Genomic DNA, 21,433 nt, shown 5'->3' with positions numbered 1-21,433 from the left:
AACTCCGCTCGGCACCCCAGTCTCCGCCGCCGTTCGTTGCGGGCGAATGGCGACCCGGCTAGGGTGCCGCTCTTTTTCCGTTTTCGCGCTGTGAACGCGATCCCGGGCGGACGCACCTGCGGAAGACGGTTAGGGGTGTTGCCCCAAATTGGCCCTAACTAGCATTGCCGACAGATCGCAGTGACTGATTTATCGCCGACGGGCTAGTTTTTTTGCCGCGAAATCAGTGCTTATCAGGTCGGACATCCCAGAGATAGGATTCTCCCAGATGGCGAAACATTTCCTCTTCATGGTTCATCCCGACCACGGCCACGTGATCCCCAATCTGGCCGTGGTGACGGAGCTGGTCCGCAGAGGAAACCGCGTCTCCTATCTGACCGGAGACATGATGGTGGGCATCGTGGAGGAGGCCGGCGCCACCGCGCTGCGCTACGACTCGAAGTACCGGGACTCGGACTTCCTGGAGCTGGCGCGCGACCCGCTGTACCTGCTCTCGGTCCTGCTCGACGAGAGCGCGGACATGCTGGCGGCGCTGGAGTCCTACCCGGCCGACGACCTCCCCGACATGATCGTCTACGACACCTCCATCCTCTACGCCGGGCGCATCCTGGCCAGGAAGTGGAACCGGCCCGCGACCCAGCTCATCCCGATGTTCGCGTCGAACGCGAACTTCTCGTACCTGAACGCGATCTACAACTCCGACGGGGCCGAGCAGTCCATGCCGGGCTGGGTGGACGACATGTTCGCCCGGATCAGCGCCCTGGCCGGCGTGCACGGGGTCGACGTCCCGCCCGCGGAGCTGTGGTGGGAGATCCAGGACTTCAGCATCGTCAACATGCCGCGGTCCTTCCAGTACGTCGGTGACAGCTTCGACGAGCGGTTCGCGTTCGTGGGGCCGTGCCTGGGCGAGCGGAACTTCCTGGGCGAGTGGCAGCCGCCGGCCAGTGGGCTTCCGGTCGCGCTCGTCTCGTTCGGCGCGGTCTTCAACGAGTATCCGGACTTCTTCCAGATGTGCGTACGGACCTTCACCGACGTTCCGTGGCACGTGGTGATCACGGTCGCGGACGGGATGGACCCCGCCGACCTGGGGCCGCTGCCCCCCAACATCGAGGCGCACCGGTGGATGCCGCACCACAAGGTGCTCCAGCACGCCTCGGTGGCCGTCACCCACGGGGGCATGGGCACCGTGATGGAGGCGCTGCACTCCGGCTGCCCCATGGTGGTCGTCCCGACGTCGTCCATCGACGCGGTGGCCGCCCGGCGGATCGAGGAGCTGAACCTCGGCCGGGCCATCCCGCCGGAGGAGGTCACCGGGGAACTGCTGCTCCAGGCGGTGCTGGAGGTGGCGGGCAGCGAGGTCATCCAGCGGTGCACGGGGGAGATGCAGAAGGATCTGCATGCCGCGGGCGGCACTCTGCGGGCCGCCGACGAGCTTGAGAAGTACCTGCTGCGGATCAAGTGATGGGTGAACCACTCGAGTTTCGGATCATGGGGCCGCTCGGGGTGTTCAGGAAGGGCGAGGAGCTCCGGATCGGCGGCCCCCGGGAGCGCGCGATCCTGGCCAGCCTGGTGCTGAACGCGGGCCGCGTCGTCGGGGTGGACCGGCTGATCGAGGCGGTGTGGGGCGGGCACGCCCCGCAGAGCGCCCGCGGGCAGATCGCCATCTGCGTGTCGCGGCTGCGCAGGGCGCTGGGGGACCGGGCGGACGACATCATGACGTCGAGCCCCGGCTACCTGCTCAGGGCGGCCCCCGAGCAGATCGACAGGCTCCGCTTCGACGACCTCGTGGCGCGGGCGCGCCGGCAGGCCGCCGGGGGCGATCGGGAGGGCGCGATCGCCGTGCTGCGGGACGCGCTCTCCCTGTGGCGGGGAACCCCGTTCGAGGACATCCACAGCATGCGCTACGACGCGGCCCGGCTGCGGGAGTCGCGGCTGGAGGCGATCGAGGCGTGCCTGGAGCTGGAGCTCGAACTCGGCAACCACCTCAAGGTGATCGCGGAACTGGTTCCCGTGGTGGAGGAGCACCCGCTCAGGGAGCGCGCCCGGGCGCAGCTGATGCTGGCCCAGTACCGTTCGGGGCGTCGCGCCGAGTCACTGCGGACCTACCAGGAGGGCCGGCGACACCTGGTGGAACAGGTCGGGCTCGAACCCGGCCCGGAGCTGAGGCGGTTGCACGACCAGATCCTGCGGGACGAGTCCGCGCTGATGGAGGTGCCGGTGGCGCGGCGGGCGGAGGAGTTCGTCGTCCCCTCCCAGCTTCCGCCGCAGGCCCTGCCGTTCGCCGGGCGCGTCGCGGAGCTCGCCGTCCTGGACGACGCGCTCCGCTTCTCCCCGGAGGCGACCGGTCCGGGAACGGTGGTCGTGACGGGACTGGGCGGTTTCGGGAAGACCGCGCTGGCCCTGCGGTGGGCGCACCGCAGGATCGCTCAGTTTCCCGACGGGCAGCTCTTCGCCGACCTGCAGGGGGACGAGGGCGCGGCGGCCTTGGCCCCCGGTGTCGTCGCCGACCGTTTCCTGCGCGCGCTCGGCGTGGCCGGCCATGCCATCCCGGAGGATCTCAGCGAGAAGCTGGCCCTGTACCGCAGCAGGACGGCGCACCGGCGGCTGCTCGTCGTGCTGGACAACGCCCGTGACAGCGCCCAGGTCATCCCCCTGCTGCCGGGCGGCGCGCACTGCCGGGTGATCGTCACGAGCCGGGATCCGCTCGACGAGTTCGTGGCCCGCCAGGGCGCACACCGGGAGTTCGTCCGGCCGCTGGGGTTCGAGGAGTCCAGGGCGCTGGCGGTGATGCTGGTCGGCACCGCCAGGATGGAGGCCGGGCAGGAGGCGATGACCAGGCTCGCGGTCAGCTCCTCGGGATGCCCGCTGACCCTGCGGATGGCGGCGGCGCGGCTCTGCTCGGGGTCCTACCGGGGATCCTTCGACGAGCTCGCCGGCCATGCCGGCCATGCCGGCCACGACGGCTACGACCTGGCCAGGATGGTGCCCAGGGCGTCGGTCAGCGCGTTCGCCGACGCCTCCGCGCCGGGGGAGCGCCAGCCGATGTGACCGTCGGGGCGGACGAGTACGGCTCCGGCGGTGCCCACGCCGAACTCCTCCGCCCACGTCGGTGAGGTGAGCTCCGTCGAGTTGTCGGCGGAGATCTCCAAGGTGGTGACGGCGACCCCGGTGTCCTGGGCCGCCTGCTTGGCGGCCTGTGCCCAGCCGGTGCCCGCGGACGTCATCAGGGTGAACGAGCCGCCCAGCAGGTCCAGGGTGGAGACCTGACCGCCCCGCCGCGACAGCCAGACGTGGGGCATGCGGTGACCGGGGCGGGCGGTCGGCAGGTAGGTCCGGTAGGGGTCGGCCGGCTCGGGCGCGGGCGTCCCGTCCGCGACGACGGCGGCGGAGTCGTAGTGGAAGCCGAGCACCAGGCCCTCCGAGCTGCGCCGGCCCGCCTGCCGGTCGATCGACTCCTGCATGGTGAGGCGGCCCTCCATCATCTGGAAGGTGATCAGCGCGTTGTTCAGGCTCTCGGTGACCGTACGGTCGGAGATCGGGCGCCGCTCGGGCGTGTAGGTGTCGAGCAGCGCCTCCCCCGCGGTGCCGCGGAGCACGGCGGCGAGCTTCCAGCCGAGGTTGTGCGCGTCCTGGATGCCGCAGTTCATGCCGAACCCGCCCTGCGGGGTGGCCACGTGTGCCGCGTCCCCCGCGAGGAAGACCGGGCCGCTGCGGAACTCGTCGGCGACCACGGCCTGCTGGAGCCAGGGCATGATGCCCACGATGTCCACCGCCAGGTCGGGGATGCCCGCCGCGGACCGCACCGCCGCGACGCATACCTCCTCGGTGAAGTCGTCGGGGCTGCCGCCGTGCGCCGGGTCGTACCCGGTCTGGATCATCCACCGGCGCCGGTTGTCCACCGCCTCCACCGCGCACGGCGGGTTGCTGAGCAGGAAGTACAGCGCGGCCTGGCGATCGCGGAGCAGCGGCCCCAGGTCGGCGTCGAACATGACGCTGATCATGTTGCCCAGCGGGGGAGGACCGGTCATGGCGATGCCGAGCGCGTCCCTCGTGGTGCTCCGGCCGCCGTCGGCGGCCACCAGGTAGCGGGCGCGGACGAGGCGGCGGGCCCCCGCGGACTCGACCACCGCCTCGACGCCGTCGGCGGTCTTCCGCATCTCCGTCATGGTCGTGTCGAAACGGACGTCGGCGCCCGGCTGCGCCTCGGCGAGCGCGCGCAGGATCACCTCGAAACGGTCCTGAGCGCAGATGTAGGTGTAGGTCGGGCTCTGCGGGGCGTCCTCGTGCAGGGGCGCGACCGCCCGCAGGAAGTCGTCGTCGGTCAGCGACGTTCCGACGCCCACCGCCAGGGTCTCCTCGCGGGGCAGTCCCGCGCGTTCGACCTCGTCCTGAATTCCCCACGCCCGGACCAATTCCATTGTCCTGGTGGAAATGAGGCGGGCCTTGGGAAATAGGGAGGTGCCCTGGTGCCTTTCGACGAGCAGTGAGGATATCCCGTACCTCGAAAGCTCGATCGAGGCGGACAGGCCGACCGGGCCGCCTCCGACAATCAACACCTCGACATCGAGCTCGTCCATGGCGTCAGCGTTCCGTACCGCTGTCATCAGCGTCAATAGCCGGATATCCGGATGATATCGGGGTGAAAACCGCCTTCAGTAGCCTTTCCCTTGCAAGCGGACGACAGGTCGGCTCCATTTCACCTCACCACTGAACCACTGACACCCTGGAGACGAGGATGCTCTTTACCGAAGGCTCCGTGGCCCTGGTAACAGGCGGGTCGCGCGGAATCGGGCGGGCTGTGGCGCTCGATCTGGCCAGGGAAGGCGCTCACGTCGTGGTCAACTACCTGAGCTCCGAACAGGACGCCAAGGACGTCGTCGCCCAGATCGAGCAGGAGGGTGGCAGCGCGACGGCCGTGCGGGCCGACGTCACCAAGGAGGAGGAGGTCCAGCGACTCTTCCGCGACCTGCGGTCGGAACACGGCCGCCTGGACGTGCTGGTGACCAGCGCCGGCATCACCCGCGACCGGCATCTCATCGCCATGAGCCTTGAGCAGTTCCGCGAGCCGATGGACGTCAACGTCACAGGCACCTTCCTGAGCTGCAGGGAGGCCCTCCGGATCATGCAGCACCAGCGCCGCGGCTCGATCGTGACGCTGTCGTCGGTCAGCGGGCTCGACGGTGGTTTCCCCGGCCAGACGAACTACGTGGCGTCGAAGGGGGCGATCATCGCCTTCAGCAAGGCGCTGTCCAAGGAGGCGGCGCCGCACGGCGTCCGGGTCAACATCGTGGCACCCGGGTTCGTCGCCACCGACATGACCCGCAGCGTGCCGGCCCAGATCAGGAAGCAGTACGAGTCCCGCATCCGGATAGGCCGGATGGGGCGGCCCGATGAGATCGCGTCGATCGTGAGCTTCCTCGCCTCGGAGAAGGCGTCGTACGTCACCGGCGAGGTGATCGTCGCCCACGGCGGCGGCCTGGGGTGAGCCTGTCATCCACAGCACGAGCTTCGACAGCACGAGCACGGAGGAAAGATGACCATCGACGAGCTGCGCGCCAGGGCTGCCCAGCGTCAGCAGGCGTGTGACCAGATCAAGAAGATGATCGTGACCCGGCTGGATCTGGAGATCGAGCCGAACTGGATCACCGACGACCAGCCCCTGTTCGGCCGCGGCCTTGAGCTGGACAGCCTGGACATCCTTGAGCTCTACGTCGCCATCGAGGCGGAGTTCGGGGTGGCCCTCTACGACAGCGAGATGGCGGTCTTCGGCTCGGTGTCCCGGCTCGCGGAGACGATCAAGCCCGAACTGCGAGCGGCAGCCGCGGTATGACCGTTGCCCAGTCGTCACGGGAATCGCTCAGCCTGAACAACGACCAGATCAGGGAGCTGATCCCGCATCGCTGGCCGATGCTGCTGCTCGACCGCGTCGACAAGGTCGAGCCGGGCGTCAAAGGCACGGCGATCAAGAACGTCACCGGGACCGAGATCTGGTTCCAGGGGCATTTCCCCGACGAGGCGATCCTGCCGGGCGTCGTGGTCATCGAGGCGATGGCCCAGCTCGCCGGAGTGGTCTTCTCGCTCACCGGGACAAGCAAGATCAGTTATTTGGCGGGGGTCAGGTCGATGCGCTTCCGCCGCCGGATCGTCCCCGGTGACCAGCTGGTCCTGACCGCGGAGCGAAGCGCGGGCGGCAGAGGCTTCGGGGAGTACCGGGTCTCGGCGCGAGTGGACGGAAACGTCGCCGCCGAAGGAATCATCACGATCGCCGACCCGGCGGCCGGCAGCACTCATGGAGAGGTGTGAGAAATGGAATCCGTGCTTGCGAACGCGCATCCGGAGGAGACCGTCTTCGGCGAGGTGCGGGACGCGACGGTTCCGCTGCGCTTCTCGACGCCGGCCGAGGAGTACAAGGCCATCAGGGAGCGGGCCGCACTGCTCGACCTGAGCGGGTTCGGCCTGATCGAGATCAGCGGTGACGGCGCCGTCGACTTCGCGCAGCGGGTTCTCGCCCGCGACGTCGAGTACCTGACCTCCGAGCGCTGCATGATGAGCCTCGTCCTGGACGAGTCGGGGCAGATCGTCGACCAGGTGGTCGTGTGGGGCCGGGAGAACGGGATGTTCCTGGAGAGCTCCTGCGGTGCCGGACCGCGCCTGCTGGAGCACCTGCAGAAGCACAACGACGAGGGCGTCGACATCGTCGACCGCTCCGCCGAGCTGACGATCCTGGGTCTGGAGGGCCCCTACGCCTGGGGCGTGGTGGGCCGGCTGATCGACAGCGAGCTGGCCTCGCTGCCGTTCGAGGCCGTGGCGGACACGACCTGGAACGGCGTGGACATCGTGTTCGGTCGGACCGGGTTCACCAGCGAGTACGGCTACCAGATGATCGTGCCCGCCGAGTCGGCCGCCGAGCTGTGGAGGCAGTCGCTGGAGCAGGCGGTGCCCGCCGGTCACGAGGTGCTGGAGATCGCCATGCTGGAGGTCCGGCAGCCGGTGATCCGTCACGAGGCGAACGACGGGGTCGGCATCATCGAGGGCGGCGCCAACTGGCTCGTCGACATCACCAAGGAGTCGTTCATCGGCAGGGACGCGGTGCTGGAGGCGTTCAACGGCCCCGTCGGCCGCCGGACCCTCGGCTTCAGCGGTGGCGAGTCGATCCCCGAGCCGGGCACCCGGGTCCTGGCCGCCGGTCAGGACATCGGCGAGGTGGTGTACGCGGTGCACAGCCTCGGGCTGGACACCACGCTCGGCCTGGTGCGGGTGGACGCGGAGTTCGCCGCGGCGGGCCTGCCGTTCACCATCGGCGACGCCGAGGTCACCACGCTGACCAGCCCCTACATCACGCCCAAGAGCTGGAGCATCCCGATCATCTGATCGGTTGATCGCCGGAGAAGGAGTAAGCATGGCGTCGCGCCCCGTCGTCATCACCGGTCTGGGTGTCATCTGCGCCATCGGCCGTGACCCGACCGAGTTCTGGCTGCGGCTCATGTCCGGCCAGGGTGGTGTCACCCCGGTAGACGACGAGGCGTTCGCCGTGTTCACCGCCAGGTACGCGGGCCAGGTCCCCGCGGAGTGGATCACCGGGCAACTGCCGGACTCCGACGCCGCCCTGGACCGCACCGCCCAGCTGGCCCTCATCGCGGCACGTCAGGCCATCGGCCAGGCGGGGCTGTCGGCGGACGACATCGAGGCCGACCGGTTCGGGCTGGTGCTCGGCAAGTGCCAGGCGACCCCCGACGCGGCGGGCCGCTACCAGCCCATGCACCGCACCGGCGACGTGGTGGCCGGGCGGCTGGGCATGCGCGGGCCGCGCATCCTGGTGTCGACCGCGTGCGCGGCCGGCGGCAACGCCGTCGGCCTGGCCAAGGACAAGATCCTCACCGGCGAGGCGGACGTGGTGCTGGCCGGTGGCGTAGACCCGCTGCTGTTCGGGACCTACGCCGGATTCGCCGGGCTGCAGGCGCTCAGCACCGGCCCCTGCGCGCCCTACAGCCGCTCCGACGGTCTCAACCTCGGCGAGGGCGCGGCCTTCCTGCTGCTCGAACCGCTGGACCGGGCGCTGGCCAGGGGGGCGACCCCACTGGCCGAGGTCGCCGGGTACGGGCTGTCCGCGGACGCCTACCACGCGACCGCGCCCGACCCCACCGGGCGAGGCGGCGCGAGCGCGGTACGCCGGGCGCTGGCCGACGCGGGCATGAGCACCGGCGACGTGAGTTACGTCAGCGGTCACGGCACCGGGACGCCGGCCAACGACGCGATGGAGGTCAAGGTGATGCGGGCGGTCTTCGGTGACCGCGCGCCGCAGGTGCCCACCAGCAGCATCAAGTCCTTCATCGGCCACACCCTGGGCGCGGCCGGCGCGGTCGAGGCGGTCGCCGGCGTGCTGGCACTCCAGCACGGCATGGCGCCGCCGACCATCGGCTTCGACACCGAGGTCACGACGGACCTGGACTTCGTGCCCAACGTGGCCAGGCAGCTGCCGATCGAGACCGTGGTCTCCAACAACTACGCCTTCGGCGGCAACAACGTCGCGCTCGCGCTGACCGTCCCGGGTGGCGAGCGCGAGTACGAGGAGTTCCCCGACCGGCCGGTCGTGATCAGCGGGCTGGGCCCGGTCAGCGGGCTGGGCACCGGGATCGCCGAACTGGCCGAGGCCATCGCGGAAGGCCGCCAGGCCGCCGGCCGGGCGCCCTCGCTGGAGGGGCGGACGTTCGCGCCCCGCTCGCTCTGGCGGCACATGAACCACCTGTCCAGGATGGCGATCGCGGCCTCCCGGCTGGCCTGGGAGGACGCCGGGATCAAGCTGCCCAGGGCGGCGCTGGACAACGTCGGGCTGATCTTCGCGACCGCGGCGGGCTCGGTGGAGAGCACCGGCGGATTCGACGAGAGCGTCGCGGTCGACCCGAACAAGCCGGCCGTGCTGAGCTTCTCCAACGTCGTGCTGAACGCCACCGGCGGCGCGGTCTGCCAGACCCTGGGACTGCGCGGCCCGACCACCACGATCTGCAACGGCGAGGCCTCGGCCTCGATCGCGCTGGACTGCGCGGTCGAGATGATCAAGGCCGGCAAGGCGGACGTGGTGCTGGTGGTGGCGGCGGACGAGACGACGGCGACGGCCGCCGGGGACGCCGGAGACACGGTGGTCACCCCCTACGACCGGGAGCGCACGGGGTCCGTTCCCGGATCCGCGGCCGTGGCCGTCCTGGTGGAGTCGGCCGAGCACTGCGCCGCACGCGGGGGACGCGGGTACGCGCGAATCCTGGGCAGCGGCCACGCCGGCACCGGGGAGCAGGGCGAGCGGGAGTCGATCAGGCGCAGCCTGGCGGGTGTGCCCGCGGAGCGGGTCGGTCTGGTCGTCGGCGCGGGCACCGGTGGCCGGTACGACGCCGACGAGGCGTCGGTCCTGCTCGAACTGGTGCCGGACGGCCTGCTCACCACCTCGGTCGGGCAGACCGGTGACTGCCAGGCGGCGTCGGGCGCGATGAACCTCGCCGTGGCGGCCCTGGCGATCCGCGACGGGATCGCCCCCGCGCTGCACGGCCTTGAGCGGCCGTACGCGGGCGGGGTGGAGTCCTACGTCAGGAAGCCGCACCTGTCGGAACCGGTCGGTCAAGCGCTGGTGCTGACCGCGGCGGCCGACTCGGTGCGCGGAGCCGTCCTGCTGGGGGCGATGACATGAGACCGGACCAGGAGGCCGGCACGCCGTTCGACGTCCTGGAGACCGATCGGCTGCTGACCACCACCCGGTCCGTCCGGCGGCGGCTCGACCTTGACCGGCCGGTGCCGCGCGAGGTGGTGGAGGAGGCCCTGGAGGTCGCCGTCCAAGCCCCGACCGCCAACAACCAGCAGCACTGGCGCTGGCTGGTGGTCACCGAGCCCGCCATCAAGGAGAAGCTCGCCGAGATGATGCGGGTCTCCTGGAACTTCCACCGCAACGACGTATGGACCAGTGCCGGCCGCAGAAGGAACAGCGAGGCGGCGCGGCGGAACAACGCCTCGGTGACCGCGCTGGCCGAGGGGATCGCCAGGGTGCCCGTCCTGGTCATCCCCTGCGTGCTCGGCCGGCCGCCGGACATCGCCGCCATCGACGCCGAGTGGGAGCGGCGGGTGGCGGCCAAGCCCGCGGACGACGGCGGGTACGACGTCCGCCTCGGCGCCATGCGGGCGAGCACCTTCTACGGCTCGATCTTCCCGGCGATCTGGTCCTTCCAGCTGGCGCTGCGCAGCCGGGGCCTTGGCAGCACGATCACCTGCATGCACGTGCCGTTCGAGCGGCAGGTGGGCGAACTGCTCAACATCCCGTCCGGGGTCACCCAGGTGTGCATGGTGCCGGTCGCCTACACGATCGGTACCGACTTCCGACCGGCGAAGCGGTACCGAGCCAGAGAACGTACGTATTGGGAGGGGTGGCAGGCATGACCGTTGAGTACGCCGACGTCGTTGTCGTCGGTGGCGGAATCGCGGGCGCGTCCGCGGCCAGCAAGCTGGCCGCGGGTGGCCTGTCGGTCGTCTTGCTGGAGAAGCAGAAGGTCTACCAGGACCTGGTGCGCGGCGAGTGGCTGGCGCCCTGGGGCGTCAGGGAGGCCCAGCTGCTCGGTGTCGCCGACTGCTTCGCGGCGGGCGGCGCCTGGGAGATCCGCGAGTGGATGACCTGGGACGAGGCCGTGCCCGCGGACGAGGTCGAGGCCGTCGACATGACCAGGTCGATGCCCGAGATCGGCGGCCCGCAGTCGTTCCCGCACCACACGGTGTGCGAGCTGATGGCGGCGCAGGCGGCGGACCACGGCGCCAGGCTGGTGATGGACGCGGGCCGGATCAAGGTCACCCCCGGCGCGGAGCCGAGGGTCACCTACTGGGGCGACGGCACCGAGCACGAGATCAGGACCAGGATGGTGCTCGGCGCCACCGGGCGGGTCGGCATCGTCGGCCGGCAGATCGGTGTCTCGATGAGCGGCTCCGTGCACCACTGGGGCGGCGGCATGACGGTCGAGGGACTGGACGACTGGCCCTCCGACGTGCAGGCGATGGGCACCGAGGGCGATGTCATGTTCATGGTGTTCCCGCAGGGCTTCGGCCGGGCGCGGCTCTATCTCAACCTCGCGACCGGCATCCGGCACCGCTACCGCGGGCCCGACGCGGTGCGGAACTTCCTGAACGCCTTCGAGCTCAACTGCCTGCCCGACCGGGGCAAGATGGTGACCCAGGCGATCCCCGCGGGGCCGCTGGCGATCTGGCCGTCGATGACGCTCATCCCCGACGGGCCGCCGCTGACCGAGGGCGTCGTGCTGATCGGCGACGAGGCGGGAAACGGCGACACCGTGCTGGGCACCGGCCTGTCGTGCAGCATGCGCGACGCCAGGACCGTCGCCGACATCCTGCTGCAGAACGACGACTGGTCGGTGGGCGCCTTCGACCCCTACCTGAAGGAGCGCAACGCGCGGATGGAGCGCCTGAACTTCGGCGCGGCCATCATCGGCAAGCTGTACGCGGAGTTCGGGCCCGAGGCCACCGAGCGGCGCAGGCGCGCCCGCCGGTTGATGTCGCAGAACATCGCACTGCAGGTGACGGGGCTGTTGAACATGGTGCCCCCGGAGGATGTGCCGGAGTTCGGCTTCAGTGAGTTCTTCGCCGAACGGCTGTTTAGGGAGACCGCATGAGCATGGAATCGTTGGTCAACAGGACGCTGCACGTCAACGGCGTCGACATCGCGTTCGCCGACCAGGGCGAGGGCGATCCGGTGGTCCTGCTGCACGGATTCCCGGACTCCTCCTACCTGTGGCGCCACCAGATCCCGGCGCTGGTCGAGGCGGGCTTCCGGGTCATCGCACCGGACCTGAGAGGGTTCGGCGAGTCCGGCAAGCCGCAGGAGGTCGAAGCCTACGACATGCAGACGATCGTCAACGACGTCGTCGAGCTGACCCTGGCACTGGGCATCCGCAAGGCGCACCTGGTCGGCCACGACTGGGGCGCGGCCATCGCGTGGATGTACTCGTTCCTGATGCCCCGCAGGGTCGACCACCTGGCCGTGCTGTCGGTCGGCCACCCGGGGGTGTTCTCCACCCCGACGCTGGAGCAGCGGGCGGCCTCCTGGTACATGCTCTTCTACCAGTTCCCCGGGGTGAGCGAGGCGCTGCTGCGCCGCAACGGGTGGCGGCTGTTCAAGCAGATCATGGGCCGCGACGGCGACCACACCCGCTACCTGCGCGACCTCGCCCGCCCGGGCGCGCTGACCGCCGGCCTGAACTGGTACCGGGCCAACCGCTCACCGGAGTCCGAACTCCGCCCCGAGCGGCCCTTCCCGCCGGTGCTCGCCCCCACGCTGGGCATCTGGTCGGCCGGTGACAAGGCCATGATGGAGGAGGGCATGACCGGCTCCGCCAAGTACGTCAAGGGCCCCTGGCGCTACGAGCGGATCGAGGACGCCGGCCACTGGATCCCCCTCGACGCCCCCGAGCAGGTCAACAAGCTGCTGATCGGCTTCCTGGGCACCGAGAAGCCGGCCGAGGCGGCCAACCGCCGCAGGCGGCGGCTCTAGCCGAGGGAGTCGGAGAAGGGGGATCTCATGCTCGGGTTCCTGTTTCCCGGACAGGGCACGGTCCGCGTCGGCATGGGCGCCTGGCTGCGCCGCAAGCCGGTGGCCGCGGAGGTGTTCGCCCAGGCGGACGAGTCGCTTGAGCAGCCGATCTCACCGCTCTGCGCCAAGGGACCGCTGGACCGCCTGGTCGCCACCGAGCACGCCCAGCCGGCGGTGACCGTGTGCAACCTGGCGGCGCTGGCCGTGCTGCGCGCCGACGGGCACGAACCCGGCCTGGTCGCGGGGCACAGCGTCGGCGAGCTCAGCGCGCTGTACGCGGCCGGCGTGCTCGACCTGGCGGGCACGCTCCGGCTGGTGGAGATCCGTTCCCGGTTGATGGCCGAGGTCGGGGTGACGGGCGGGATGAGCGCGGTCATGGGGCTGGCGGTCGAGGAGGTCGAGGCGCTGGCAGCCGAGGCGGCCACCGCGGACGAGCCGCTCGTCGTGGGACTGGAGAACGCGCCGGGCCACGTGGTGGTCTCCGGTGCCCTGCCCGCGATCGAGCGGCTGGGCAAGCTGGCGAGCGGCGCCCGCAAGATCGTGCCGCTCCAGGTCGGCAACGCCTTCCACTCCCCGCTGATGGCCCCGGCCGTACCCGGCTGGCGGGAGGCGGTGCGCGCCGCGCCGATGGCGCCTCCCCGCGTCCCACTCGTCCCCAACGTCACCGCCGAACCCACGATGGACCTGGACCTGATCAGGGAGGCGCTGATCACCCAGCTCACCGAGCGGGTGCGGTGGACCGAGACCGTGCGGAGGACCACCACGACCACCCTCTGCGTCGAGGTGGGCGACAGCAAGGTGCTCACCGGGCTGTCCCGCGGCGTCGGCGCCCGCTGCCTGAGCATGACCGACCCCGGAACGCCGCGCCGGCTGGCCCAGGAGCGGGGCGCGTGAGCCGGTGGGGCTGCGCCATGGTCACCTTCGCCGGACTCTCCCGGCCGAAGGAACTCCTCGGCGAGATGCGGCTGGAGGAGGTCTACACCCGCGGCGAGCGGCTCCGGTCGGGGACCGGCCGCACCCTCCAGCACTGGGCGGGGCGCCTCGCCGCCAAGCGGGCGGTGCTGCGCCTGCTGGACGTCGCGGAGACCGCCGAGCATCTCGGCCAGGCGGAGGTGCTGCCCCGGCCCACCCCGATGTGCTCCCGGAGTGCCGTCTGCCTGCACGGGCACCCGCCCGCCGTACGGCTGAGCGGTGCCCTCGCCGACGCGGCGGGGGACAGGGAGCGGATCCGGATATCCATCAGTCACACCGCCGCCCACGCGCTGGCGGTCGCGCTGATCTCGGCGCGGCTCCCCGAAGACGACCACCTCGATGGGGTTTGACGATGGGTTTGACGATGGGTTTGACGATGAGGCCTGACATGGACATGCGACAGATCACGGAAAGCCACCTGAAGGCCTGGCAGAGCGGGGACGCCGAGGCCGTGGCCGCGTCGGTGGACGCCTTCGACGATCCGGACACGGCGGGCCCGCTGAGCGGGGACGCGCTGGCCGCCCACGCCGGCGAGGTGCTGGCCCGGTTCGGCAACCTGCGGTTTCACATCGAGCACCTGGCCGTCACCGAGGAGACGGCCGTGCTCTCCTGGACGCTGGAGGCCGACCACCGTGCCCCCTACCTGGCCATGCCCGCCGTCGGCCGATCCGTCCGCGTCACCGGGACCGACCTGCTGGTCAGGGATGGTGAGACCGTGCGCGTCCAGCGGTGCTTCGACCGGCTGGCCGTCGCCGCCGCGCTGGGATTCGAGGCGAGGTTCGTGCCCGAGGCCGACGAGGGCCGGCAGTTCGGGGTGAGCTCGCGGACCACCCTGGGGCGTACCGCACGCCCCGGCGCCCTGGCACTGACCTGGCTGGAGATCGACGACGGCGCGCAGGCGGCCGAGGCCGACCTGCTCAGCGCGGAGGTCGTCAAGGCGTTGCGCGCCTCGAAGGGATTCCTCGGCGCCTCGACCTTCGACATCGGCAGGCGCAAGTTCACCCTGAGCGCCTTCGACCGCCCGGAGTCCGTCCGCGCCGTGCACGGCAGGCCCCACCAGCGGGCGATGCGGCGCTTCTTCAAGGGCGGGCTGTGCACCCGGGTGCTCACCAGCATCTGGCTGCCGGCCGCCGTCCGCGAATACGCTCGCTGTCCCGACTGCGAGACCGTCTTCTCCACGGACGAGGGCGCGGCCTGCGGATGCGGCTGGGTACCCGAGCGCGAATCCCTATTGTGACTGGAGTTCTATCGTGTCCACCCCATCCTCTCCGGGCCCCTGGTCCCCCTTCACCGCCGAGCACCGGCTTGACGACGGCGACCGGCCAACGATCGTGTTCATGTCCGCCCTGTTCGCCGGAGGCTGGATCTGGGATCATCCCTACCGGCGGCTGGAGAGCGCGGGCTGGCCGGTGCTGCGTACCAACGAGCCCATCTGCGCGCTCGACAGCAAGGTGGTCGGCTCGATCGAACGACTTGGGGACGTGCTGCTCGATGTCTGTGACGCCGTGGGGGTCAAGGACGTCATCATCTGCGCCAACTCCCTCGGCGGCCTGGTGGCGATCGACCTGGCGGGCCGCTTCCCCGAGCGGGTGCGCGGCATCGTGGTGAGCGGGGCCCCGGGGCTGACCCCCGACCCCGACGTCGGCCTGAGCTTCGACCGCAGGGCCAGCGTGCAACCCGCGGGCGAGGAGTTCCGCGACCGCATGCTGGGCGCCCTGTTCCACGGCGAGCCGCTCTTCACCGAGGAGCAACTGGAGGACACCGCCACCCTGCTGCGGCACCCACCCGCGATGGTGAGCATGGCCCGCAGCATCAAGGCCACCCGCGTCTACAAGGTGCTGCCGGCCATGGACAAGGTGACCTGCCCGTCGATGTACGTGTGGGGGGAGTACGACCGGATGACCCCGGCCGGCGCCTGGGTGAGGGCCCTCGCCGACTACCCGCAGCACGAGATGGTGCTGGTCGGGGAGTGCGGGCACATCCCCATGGTCGAGCGCGCCGACGAGTACTCGGTCCACCTCGACCGCTTCCTGGCACCCTTCGACGCGGCGGCCGCAGCGGCCGGGGCGCCCGCGTGACCCGTTCCGCGGTCCTGGTGGGCGTGGACATCGTGGAGGCGGACCGGATCGGCAGGACCGTCTCCGACGGCGGCGCCGCCTACGGCAGGCGGGTCACCACACCCGCCGAGCGGGAACTGCACGCGGGCTCGCCCCTCGCGGACGCCGCCTCGTTCGCGGTCAAGGAGAGCTTCATCAAGGCGGTGGGCGGCAGGGCGGCCGGCTTCGACTGGCACGACTTCGAGGAGCGGGGCGAGGAGCAGCGGTGGGCCGCCCCGCTGCTGGCCGAGGCGGCGTCGGCCCTGGGCGCGTCCATCGAGCTGACGCTGACCACGGGCGCGTCCATCGAGCTGACGCTGACCACGGGCGCGTCGTACACCATCAGGGGCGCCAGCCGCCGCGCAGCCCTGGCCCGGCTGGCGCCGCAGGAGAACGACGCCCCGGTGGCCGGTGCGGCCCGGTGGGGCCTCGGCGCGGGACTGCTCGTCGCGCTGGCGATAGTGACCGTCGATTCCAAGGGAGCATTGTGATGTCGCTTGTCCAGGCGAAGGGGGAGACCTTCGTCAAACCCGGAGAGTCGATCCAGCGGGCGCTCGACGAGGCGGGGCCGGGCGCGACCATCCGCCTGACGGAGGGCGGCTACGCCGAGAGCCTGTGGATCAGGTACAGCGGGGTCACCCTGGTCGGTGAGGGGCCGGAGCTGACCCGGCTGGTTCCCGGTGACGTGGTGGCCGCGGGCATCCCGCAACTGCACGACGCGTCGGAAGACGTCGTCAGCGGCATCAGCGTGCACGGCGACGGCATCCGCGACGTCACCGTACGCGGGCTGGCGGTGCACGGTTTCTCCGGATCCGGCGTCTACGCGCACACGGTCCAGGGCCTCGTCGTCGAGGACGTCGAGGCGCGGGACAACGACTTCTGGGGTATCTACGTCCGCGAGTGCGGCGGCGTCGAGGTGCTGCGCTGCCGGACCTCGGGGAGCCAGTACGCGGGCATCGCGCTGAGCTTCTGCCCCGAGGCGAACGCGCTGGTCGCGGAGAACGAGACCTCCGCCAACGCCTTCGGGATCTTCGTCGACAACTCCTCGAAGGCGCGGATGGTGCGCAACACCTGCCACGGCAACTCCGCCGGGCTGCTCCTGCTCAACCAGACCTACGAGGGCGAGCTGCCGGGCGGGGTGAACGACTGCCTCGTCTCGGAGAACGAGCTCCGCGGCAACGGGCTGCTCAGCGGGGAGGGCAACCCGAACGGCCTCGGCGACGCGGGCCCGCCGATCTCCGGGGTGGGCCTCGCCGTGATCGGCGCCCACCGCGTCACCGTGGTGGGAAACCGGATCCACGACAACCACCCGAGCGGCCCCTCGGTCATGGGCGGGGCGTTCGTCCTGGGATCGTCCAAGGACTGGGGAGGCGACGAGTCCCTGGACAACCACATCTCCTGGAACCGGATCACCGGCAACACCCCGCTCGACGTCCAGGTCGACGCCGACTTCACCCGGCAGGGTTTCGCCAACAACGTGGCGAACACCACCGCGCCCGACTCGATCGAGGGCTGTGCCACCGTGCCCGACTTGATCGAGGGCTGTGCCGCCGTGCCCGACTTGATCGAGGGCTGTGCCGCCGTGCCCGACTTGATCGAGGGCTGCGCCGCCGGGGAGACCCGATGACGGCCACGGCCACCCTGAGCTGTGCGGGTCTGAGCAAGCGGTACGGCGACATCCTCGCCGTACAGGACGTCGGCTTCTTCATCGAGAAGGGCGAGGCATACGGCCTGCTCGGTCCCAACGGGGCGGGTAAGACCACCGCGATCTCCATGCTGGTGGGCCTGCTGCAGCCTGATGCGGGAAGCGTACGGGTCTGTGGCCACGATCTCGCGACCGATCCGCTCGCGGCGAAGGCGAAGATCGGTTACGTCCCGCAGGAGATCGCGCTCTACCCCGACCTGACCGGCAGGGAGAACCTGCGCTTCTTCGGCAGGCTCTACGGGCTGCCCCGGCGGGAGCTGGCGAAGCGGATCGACGAGGTGCTCGACTTCGTCGGCCTGTCGGATCGGGCGGACGGAAAGATCGACACCTACTCGGGCGGGATGAAGCGCCGGATCAACATCGGTGCCGCCCTGCTGCACCGGCCCGAGGTGCTCATCCTGGACGAGCCGACCGTCGGGGTGGACCCGCAGAGCCGCAAGGCCATCCTGGACGGGGTCGAGCAACTGGTGGCCGACGGCATGAGCCTGCTGTACACCTCGCACTACATGGAGGAGGTCGAGCGGGTCTGCAAGCGCGTCGGGATCATCGACCACGGCAAGGTCATCGCCGAGGGCACCCGCAAGGAACTCGTCTCCACCCTCGGTAGCGCGGACCGGGTCGAGCTCGTCCTCGACGGCGACCTGGATGTCGCGACCGGCAAGCTGCGCGAGGTGGAGGGGGTCACCGAGGCGGTGCGGACGGGTACCTCGTCCATCCGGCTGATCGTCAACGAGGGAAGTCACCTGCTGCCCACCCTCATCGCCGCGGTGCGGGGCATCGCCGTCGTGACGGCCGTCGAGGTCGTCGAACCCGACCTTGAGGCCGCGTTCCTGCACCTCACCGGCAACAAGCTGCGGGACTGACGATGCTGAGAGCTCTTTTCGTGGTGAGCCGTCTCGAACTGCGCGCCAGGTTCATGGACGGTACGGCGGTGCTGACCGCGCTGCTCGCCCCCATCGTGCTGGCCTCGCTGTTCGGGTTCGCCCTCGGCGGAGACGATCCGCCGTTGCGCGCCACCGTGGGCTTCGTCGATCTCGACGGCGGGGAGTTCCCCTCCAGCGTGCGCCGGGAGGTGCTGTCGGCCAAGGAACTCGACGGCATGCTGACCCTGCGCGATTTCAAAGCGGAGAAGGACGCGCAGCAGACCCTCGACGACGGGGACATCGGTGCGGCGATCGTGTTCCCCCCGGGGTTCAGCCAGGACGTCGGCGCCGGACGAGGGGGGAAGGTCACCGTGCTCACCTCCCCGGAGACGCCACTGGCCGGAGTGGTCGCGAGCAGCATCGTCGACCGGATCTCCGCCCTGGTGGACGCCCGCACCCTCGCGGTCAAGGCGTCCCTCGACGCCGGCGTCCCCGCCGACAAGGTCAAGGAGTTCGTCGAGCGCAACGGCGCGAGCGGCCCGGCGCTGACCCTGGAGAGCGACCCCATGGCGGGCGGGAAGGTCGACCTGTCGGTCTACTACGGCTCCGGCATGGCCGCGCTCTTCGCCTTCTTCGTGGTGGGCACCTCGGTCAGGAGCCTGCTCACCGAGCGCAACCTCGGCACGCTCAACCGGATGCGTGCCGCGCCCATCCGGCCGTGGATCCCGATCGTGGGCAAGGGGGTGGTCGGCTTCCTGCTGGCACTGGTCAGCGTCTGCGCCGTCTGGGCCTCCTCGGTGCTGCTGTTCGGGTCCAGCTGGGGTGATCCGCTCGCGGTGTTCGCGCTCTGGACCGCGCACGTGCTGGCCGCCGCCGCGATCACCATGCTGGTGGCCAGCAGGGCGAAGACCGACTCCCAGGCCGACGGGCTGATCATGGGCGTCTCCTTCGTCTTCGCGTTCCTGGGCGGCAGCCTGGTGCCGATGTACAACCTGCCGGACTTCCTGCAGAAGGTGGCGCTGTTCACCCCGAACGGCTGGACGTCGACGGGACTGACCGAGCTCGCCGGTGGCGGTGGGGGCCTGGCGGCGGTCGCCGCCCCGATCGCCGCACTCTGCGGGATGGCACTCGTGGCCGGCGGCATCGCCGCCCTCGGCTTCAGGAAAGGACTACTCGGTTGAGCCCGAGCCCCGTCAGAGCCCTGGTGGCGGCCAACCTGCGCCGTCACTCCCGCGACAAGGTGGGCCTGTTCTTCATGGTGGTCATGCCGTTCGTGACCATCGCCTTCGTCGGGCTGGCGCTGGGCGGAGGCGCGTCGGGACAGGACCGGATGCCGATCGGGGTGGTCGCGCAGGACTCCGACCCGGTCGCGGCGGCCGTGCTGCGCCGGCTGGAGACCAGCCCCGACCTCGCGATCGAGCGGATGGAGACCGAGGAGCGGGTGCGCTCCGGGGTGCGGACCGGTGCTCTCGCGGCCGGTCTGCTGATCCCGCCGGGGTCCACCGAGCTGGAGCTGGTCATGACCCAGACCAACGGCAGCGGCCTGGCGGCACGGAGCATCATCGACGTCGCGGTAGGCAAGGTGGCCGCGGTGCTGGAGGCCGTGCGGGCGGCCCAGGCGGCGGGCGCGTCCCCGGCCGAGGCCGAGGCCCTGGTGCGCAAGGCACAGACCGAGTCGGCCCAGGTGGCGGTGAGCACCAGCGGTACGGAGAGTTCCACGCCCCGTGGATTCGCCTACACCGCGCCCGCCAACGTGCTGCTGTTCACATTCGTCAACTCCATGGCCGTCGCCTCGGCACTGGCCGAGAGCCGCAGGCTGGGCATGATCCGCAGGTCCCTCGCCGGGCCGGTGCGGGAGCGCTCGGTGCTGCTCGGCGAGGTGCTGAGCAGGCTCCTCGTCGCCATCGCGCAGGCCTGCCTGATCATGGTGGTGAGTACCCTGGCGTTCGGCGTGACCTGGGGGGACCCGCTGGGCGTCGCGGCGGTCGTCGGCTCGTTCTGCCTGGTGTCCACCGGTGCCGCGGTGCTGGTCGGCAGCCTGGTGCGGTCGCCCTCCCAGGCCCCCGCGATCGGACCTCCGCTGGGCATCGTGCTCGGCATGCTGGGTGGCTGCCTGTGGCCGCGAGAGGTGGCCGGCGAGACTCTGAACATGATCGGCTACCTGGTTCCGCACGGCTGGGGGATGGACGCGCTGATCACGCTGACCAAACCCGGCAAGGGGCTGGGTTCGGTCCTGGTCGAGGTGGCCGTACTGCTCGGGATGGCGGTGCTCCTGCTGGGCATCTCGCTCGTGGTGTTCCGCAGGCGCATGCGCACGTCCACATGAAGGGTGTCGTGCTGGCCGGGGGCTCAGGCACCCGGCTCCGGCCACTGACCGCGATCACCTCCAAGCACCTGCTGCCGGTCTACAACAAGCCGATGGTCTACTACCCGCTCTCGGTGCTGATGCTGGCCGGAATCCGGGAGATCCTGCTGATCAGCACCCCCGAGCATCTGCCGGGGTTCCGGGCGCTGCTCGGCGACGGCTCCCGGCTGGGCCTGCGCCTGAGCTACGCCGCCCAGGCCGTACCCCGAGGGCTGGCCGACGCCCTGGTCGTCGGCGGGGAGTTCGTGGGTGACGACCGGCTGGCCCTCATCCTCGGTGACAACATCTTCTACGGCCACGAACTCCCCTCGGTGCTCCGGGAGGAGGTCGGCAAGCTCGACGGCTGCACGGTGTTCGGCTACCCGGTCGCCGATCCCGAACGGTACGGGGTGGCGGTTCTCGGCGAGGAGGGCCGGCTGGTCGACATCGAGGAGAAACCGGCCCGGCCCCGGAGCAACCTCGCCGTCACCGGCCTCTACCTCTACGACAACATCGCGCTGCGTTACGCCACCGAGCTGACCCCTTCGGCGAGGGGTGAACTGGAGATCACCGACCTCAACCGGCGTTTCCTCGCCGAGGGCCGCGCCCGGCTGGTCAACCTGGGCCGGGGGACGGCCTGGCTGGACACCGGCACGCCGGACAGCCTGCTGGAGGCCGGGGTCTTCGTGCAGGTGCTCGAAAAACGGCAGGGCGTGCAGATCGCCTGCCTGGAAGAGGTGGCCTACCGGATGGGCTACATCGACGATCGAGGGCTCCGTGAGCTGATCGGCCACGTCGGACCCGTGACGGAGGAGGGGCGCTACCTGGTCCGGGTGCTGGAGGCCTCCATCTGAGCGGTTCCCGGAAGTCGCCCGCTTCCGC

The 21,433-nt window shown here is 70.6% G+C and carries 21 protein-coding genes; 20 read left to right on the top strand and 1 reads right to left on the bottom strand.

Annotated features, from left to right (window positions below; translation table 11 throughout):
• Nucleotides 1–268: 268 nt before the first annotated feature.
• On the top strand, nt 269–1,462 hold the full coding sequence (locus OIE13_RS19510) for a macrolide family glycosyltransferase (protein WP_326828499.1): 1,194 nt from the start codon (nt 269–271) through the stop codon (nt 1,460–1,462).
• Complete coding sequence (locus OIE13_RS19505; RefSeq protein ID WP_326828498.1) at nt 1,462–3,048, top strand: AfsR/SARP family transcriptional regulator; 1,587 nt, start codon at nt 1,462–1,464, stop codon at nt 3,046–3,048. Before OIE13_RS19510 ends, OIE13_RS19505 begins: the two co-directional genes overlap by 1 nt.
• On the opposite strand, the gene OIE13_RS19500 is transcribed toward OIE13_RS19505, so the two are convergent.
• Nucleotides 2,964–4,577 carry an FAD-dependent monooxygenase gene (locus OIE13_RS19500; RefSeq protein WP_326828497.1) on the bottom strand — a complete coding sequence of 538 codons (1,614 nt, stop codon included), beginning with the start codon at nt 4,575–4,577 and terminating at the stop codon, nt 2,964–2,966. The genes OIE13_RS19505 and OIE13_RS19500 overlap by 85 nt on opposite strands.
• Nucleotides 4,578–4,756: 179 nt before the next feature.
• Between OIE13_RS19500 and fabG the strand changes: the two genes are divergently transcribed.
• From fabG to rfbA, 18 genes are read left to right on the top strand one after another with little or no spacing between them, the layout of a single operon-like run.
• Nucleotides 4,757–5,485, top strand: coding sequence for a 3-oxoacyl-ACP reductase FabG (gene fabG / locus OIE13_RS19495; RefSeq protein ID WP_326637771.1), 729 nt, complete (start codon nt 4,757–4,759; stop codon nt 5,483–5,485).
• A 48-nt stretch (nt 5,486–5,533) separates the two neighbouring features.
• Nucleotides 5,534–5,830 carry an acyl carrier protein gene (locus OIE13_RS19490; protein WP_326637773.1) on the top strand — a complete coding sequence of 99 codons (297 nt, stop codon included), beginning with the start codon at nt 5,534–5,536 and terminating at the stop codon, nt 5,828–5,830.
• Nucleotides 5,827–6,303, top strand: a complete 477-nt coding sequence (gene fabZ, locus OIE13_RS19485; protein WP_326637776.1) for a 3-hydroxyacyl-ACP dehydratase FabZ — start codon at nt 5,827–5,829, stop codon at nt 6,301–6,303. The genes OIE13_RS19490 and fabZ overlap by 4 nt, the downstream gene beginning before the upstream one ends.
• Before the next feature lie 3 nt (nt 6,304–6,306).
• Nucleotides 6,307–7,371, top strand: coding sequence for an aminomethyltransferase family protein (locus tag OIE13_RS19480; protein WP_326637777.1), 1,065 nt, complete (start codon nt 6,307–6,309; stop codon nt 7,369–7,371).
• A 28-nt stretch (nt 7,372–7,399) separates the two neighbouring features.
• On the top strand, nt 7,400–9,676 hold the full coding sequence (locus OIE13_RS19475) for a beta-ketoacyl-[acyl-carrier-protein] synthase family protein (protein WP_326637779.1): 2,277 nt from the start codon (nt 7,400–7,402) through the stop codon (nt 9,674–9,676).
• A complete protein-coding gene (locus tag OIE13_RS19470; protein ID WP_326637781.1) occupies nt 9,673–10,416 on the top strand; it encodes a nitroreductase family protein in 744 nt (247 codons plus the stop codon). The genes OIE13_RS19475 and OIE13_RS19470 overlap by 4 nt, the downstream gene beginning before the upstream one ends.
• Nucleotides 10,413–11,654, top strand: coding sequence for an FAD-dependent oxidoreductase (locus OIE13_RS19465; protein WP_326637784.1), 1,242 nt, complete (start codon nt 10,413–10,415; stop codon nt 11,652–11,654). Before OIE13_RS19470 ends, OIE13_RS19465 begins: the two co-directional genes overlap by 4 nt.
• Nucleotides 11,651–12,532, top strand: coding sequence for an alpha/beta fold hydrolase (locus OIE13_RS19460; protein ID WP_326637786.1), 882 nt, complete (start codon nt 11,651–11,653; stop codon nt 12,530–12,532). Before OIE13_RS19465 ends, OIE13_RS19460 begins: the two co-directional genes overlap by 4 nt.
• Before the next feature lie 27 nt (nt 12,533–12,559).
• Nucleotides 12,560–13,465 carry an ACP S-malonyltransferase gene (locus OIE13_RS19455; RefSeq protein WP_326637788.1) on the top strand — a complete coding sequence of 302 codons (906 nt, stop codon included), beginning with the start codon at nt 12,560–12,562 and terminating at the stop codon, nt 13,463–13,465.
• Nucleotides 13,462–13,893, top strand: a complete 432-nt coding sequence (locus tag OIE13_RS19450) for a phosphopantetheinyl transferase (RefSeq protein WP_326637790.1) — start codon at nt 13,462–13,464, stop codon at nt 13,891–13,893. The genes OIE13_RS19455 and OIE13_RS19450 overlap by 4 nt, the downstream gene beginning before the upstream one ends.
• A gap of 38 nt (nt 13,894–13,931) precedes the next feature.
• Nucleotides 13,932–14,780, top strand: coding sequence for an ester cyclase (locus OIE13_RS19445; protein ID WP_326828496.1), 849 nt, complete (start codon nt 13,932–13,934; stop codon nt 14,778–14,780).
• Between the two features lie 13 nt (nt 14,781–14,793).
• Entirely contained in the window at nt 14,794–15,621 is an 828-nt protein-coding gene (locus tag OIE13_RS19440) for an alpha/beta fold hydrolase (protein ID WP_326637793.1), read from the top strand.
• A complete protein-coding gene (locus OIE13_RS19435; protein ID WP_326637795.1) occupies nt 15,618–16,130 on the top strand; it encodes a 4'-phosphopantetheinyl transferase superfamily protein in 513 nt (170 codons plus the stop codon). The genes OIE13_RS19440 and OIE13_RS19435 overlap by 4 nt, the downstream gene beginning before the upstream one ends.
• Nucleotides 16,130–17,266: a right-handed parallel beta-helix repeat-containing protein gene (locus OIE13_RS19430; protein ID WP_326828495.1), complete on the top strand. Its 1,137-nt coding sequence runs from the start codon at nt 16,130–16,132 to the stop codon at nt 17,264–17,266. Before OIE13_RS19435 ends, OIE13_RS19430 begins: the two co-directional genes overlap by 1 nt.
• The gene (locus OIE13_RS19425) at nt 17,263–18,207 is read left to right on the top strand and encodes an ABC transporter ATP-binding protein (RefSeq protein WP_326637799.1); all 945 of its coding nucleotides are present in this window, start codon (nt 17,263–17,265) and stop codon (nt 18,205–18,207) included. The genes OIE13_RS19430 and OIE13_RS19425 overlap by 4 nt, the downstream gene beginning before the upstream one ends.
• A gap of 2 nt (nt 18,208–18,209) precedes the next feature.
• On the top strand, nt 18,210–19,388 hold the full coding sequence (locus OIE13_RS19420; RefSeq protein ID WP_326637801.1) for an ABC transporter permease: 1,179 nt from the start codon (nt 18,210–18,212) through the stop codon (nt 19,386–19,388).
• Complete coding sequence (locus OIE13_RS19415; RefSeq protein ID WP_326637803.1) at nt 19,385–20,533, top strand: ABC transporter permease; 1,149 nt, start codon at nt 19,385–19,387, stop codon at nt 20,531–20,533. Before OIE13_RS19420 ends, OIE13_RS19415 begins: the two co-directional genes overlap by 4 nt.
• Nucleotides 20,530–21,405 carry a glucose-1-phosphate thymidylyltransferase RfbA gene (gene rfbA / locus OIE13_RS19410; protein ID WP_326637805.1) on the top strand — a complete coding sequence of 292 codons (876 nt, stop codon included), beginning with the start codon at nt 20,530–20,532 and terminating at the stop codon, nt 21,403–21,405. The genes OIE13_RS19415 and rfbA overlap by 4 nt, the downstream gene beginning before the upstream one ends.
• The last annotated feature ends 28 nt before the right edge of the window (nt 21,406–21,433 follow it).

It is taken from the genome of Streptosporangium sp. NBC_01810 (assembly GCF_035917355.1).
Lineage (GTDB): Bacteria > Actinomycetota > Actinomycetes > Streptosporangiales > Streptosporangiaceae > Streptosporangium.
The sequence above is the reverse complement of the archived record's forward strand: the minus strand, read 5'-3'. Positions and strand labels throughout refer to the sequence as shown.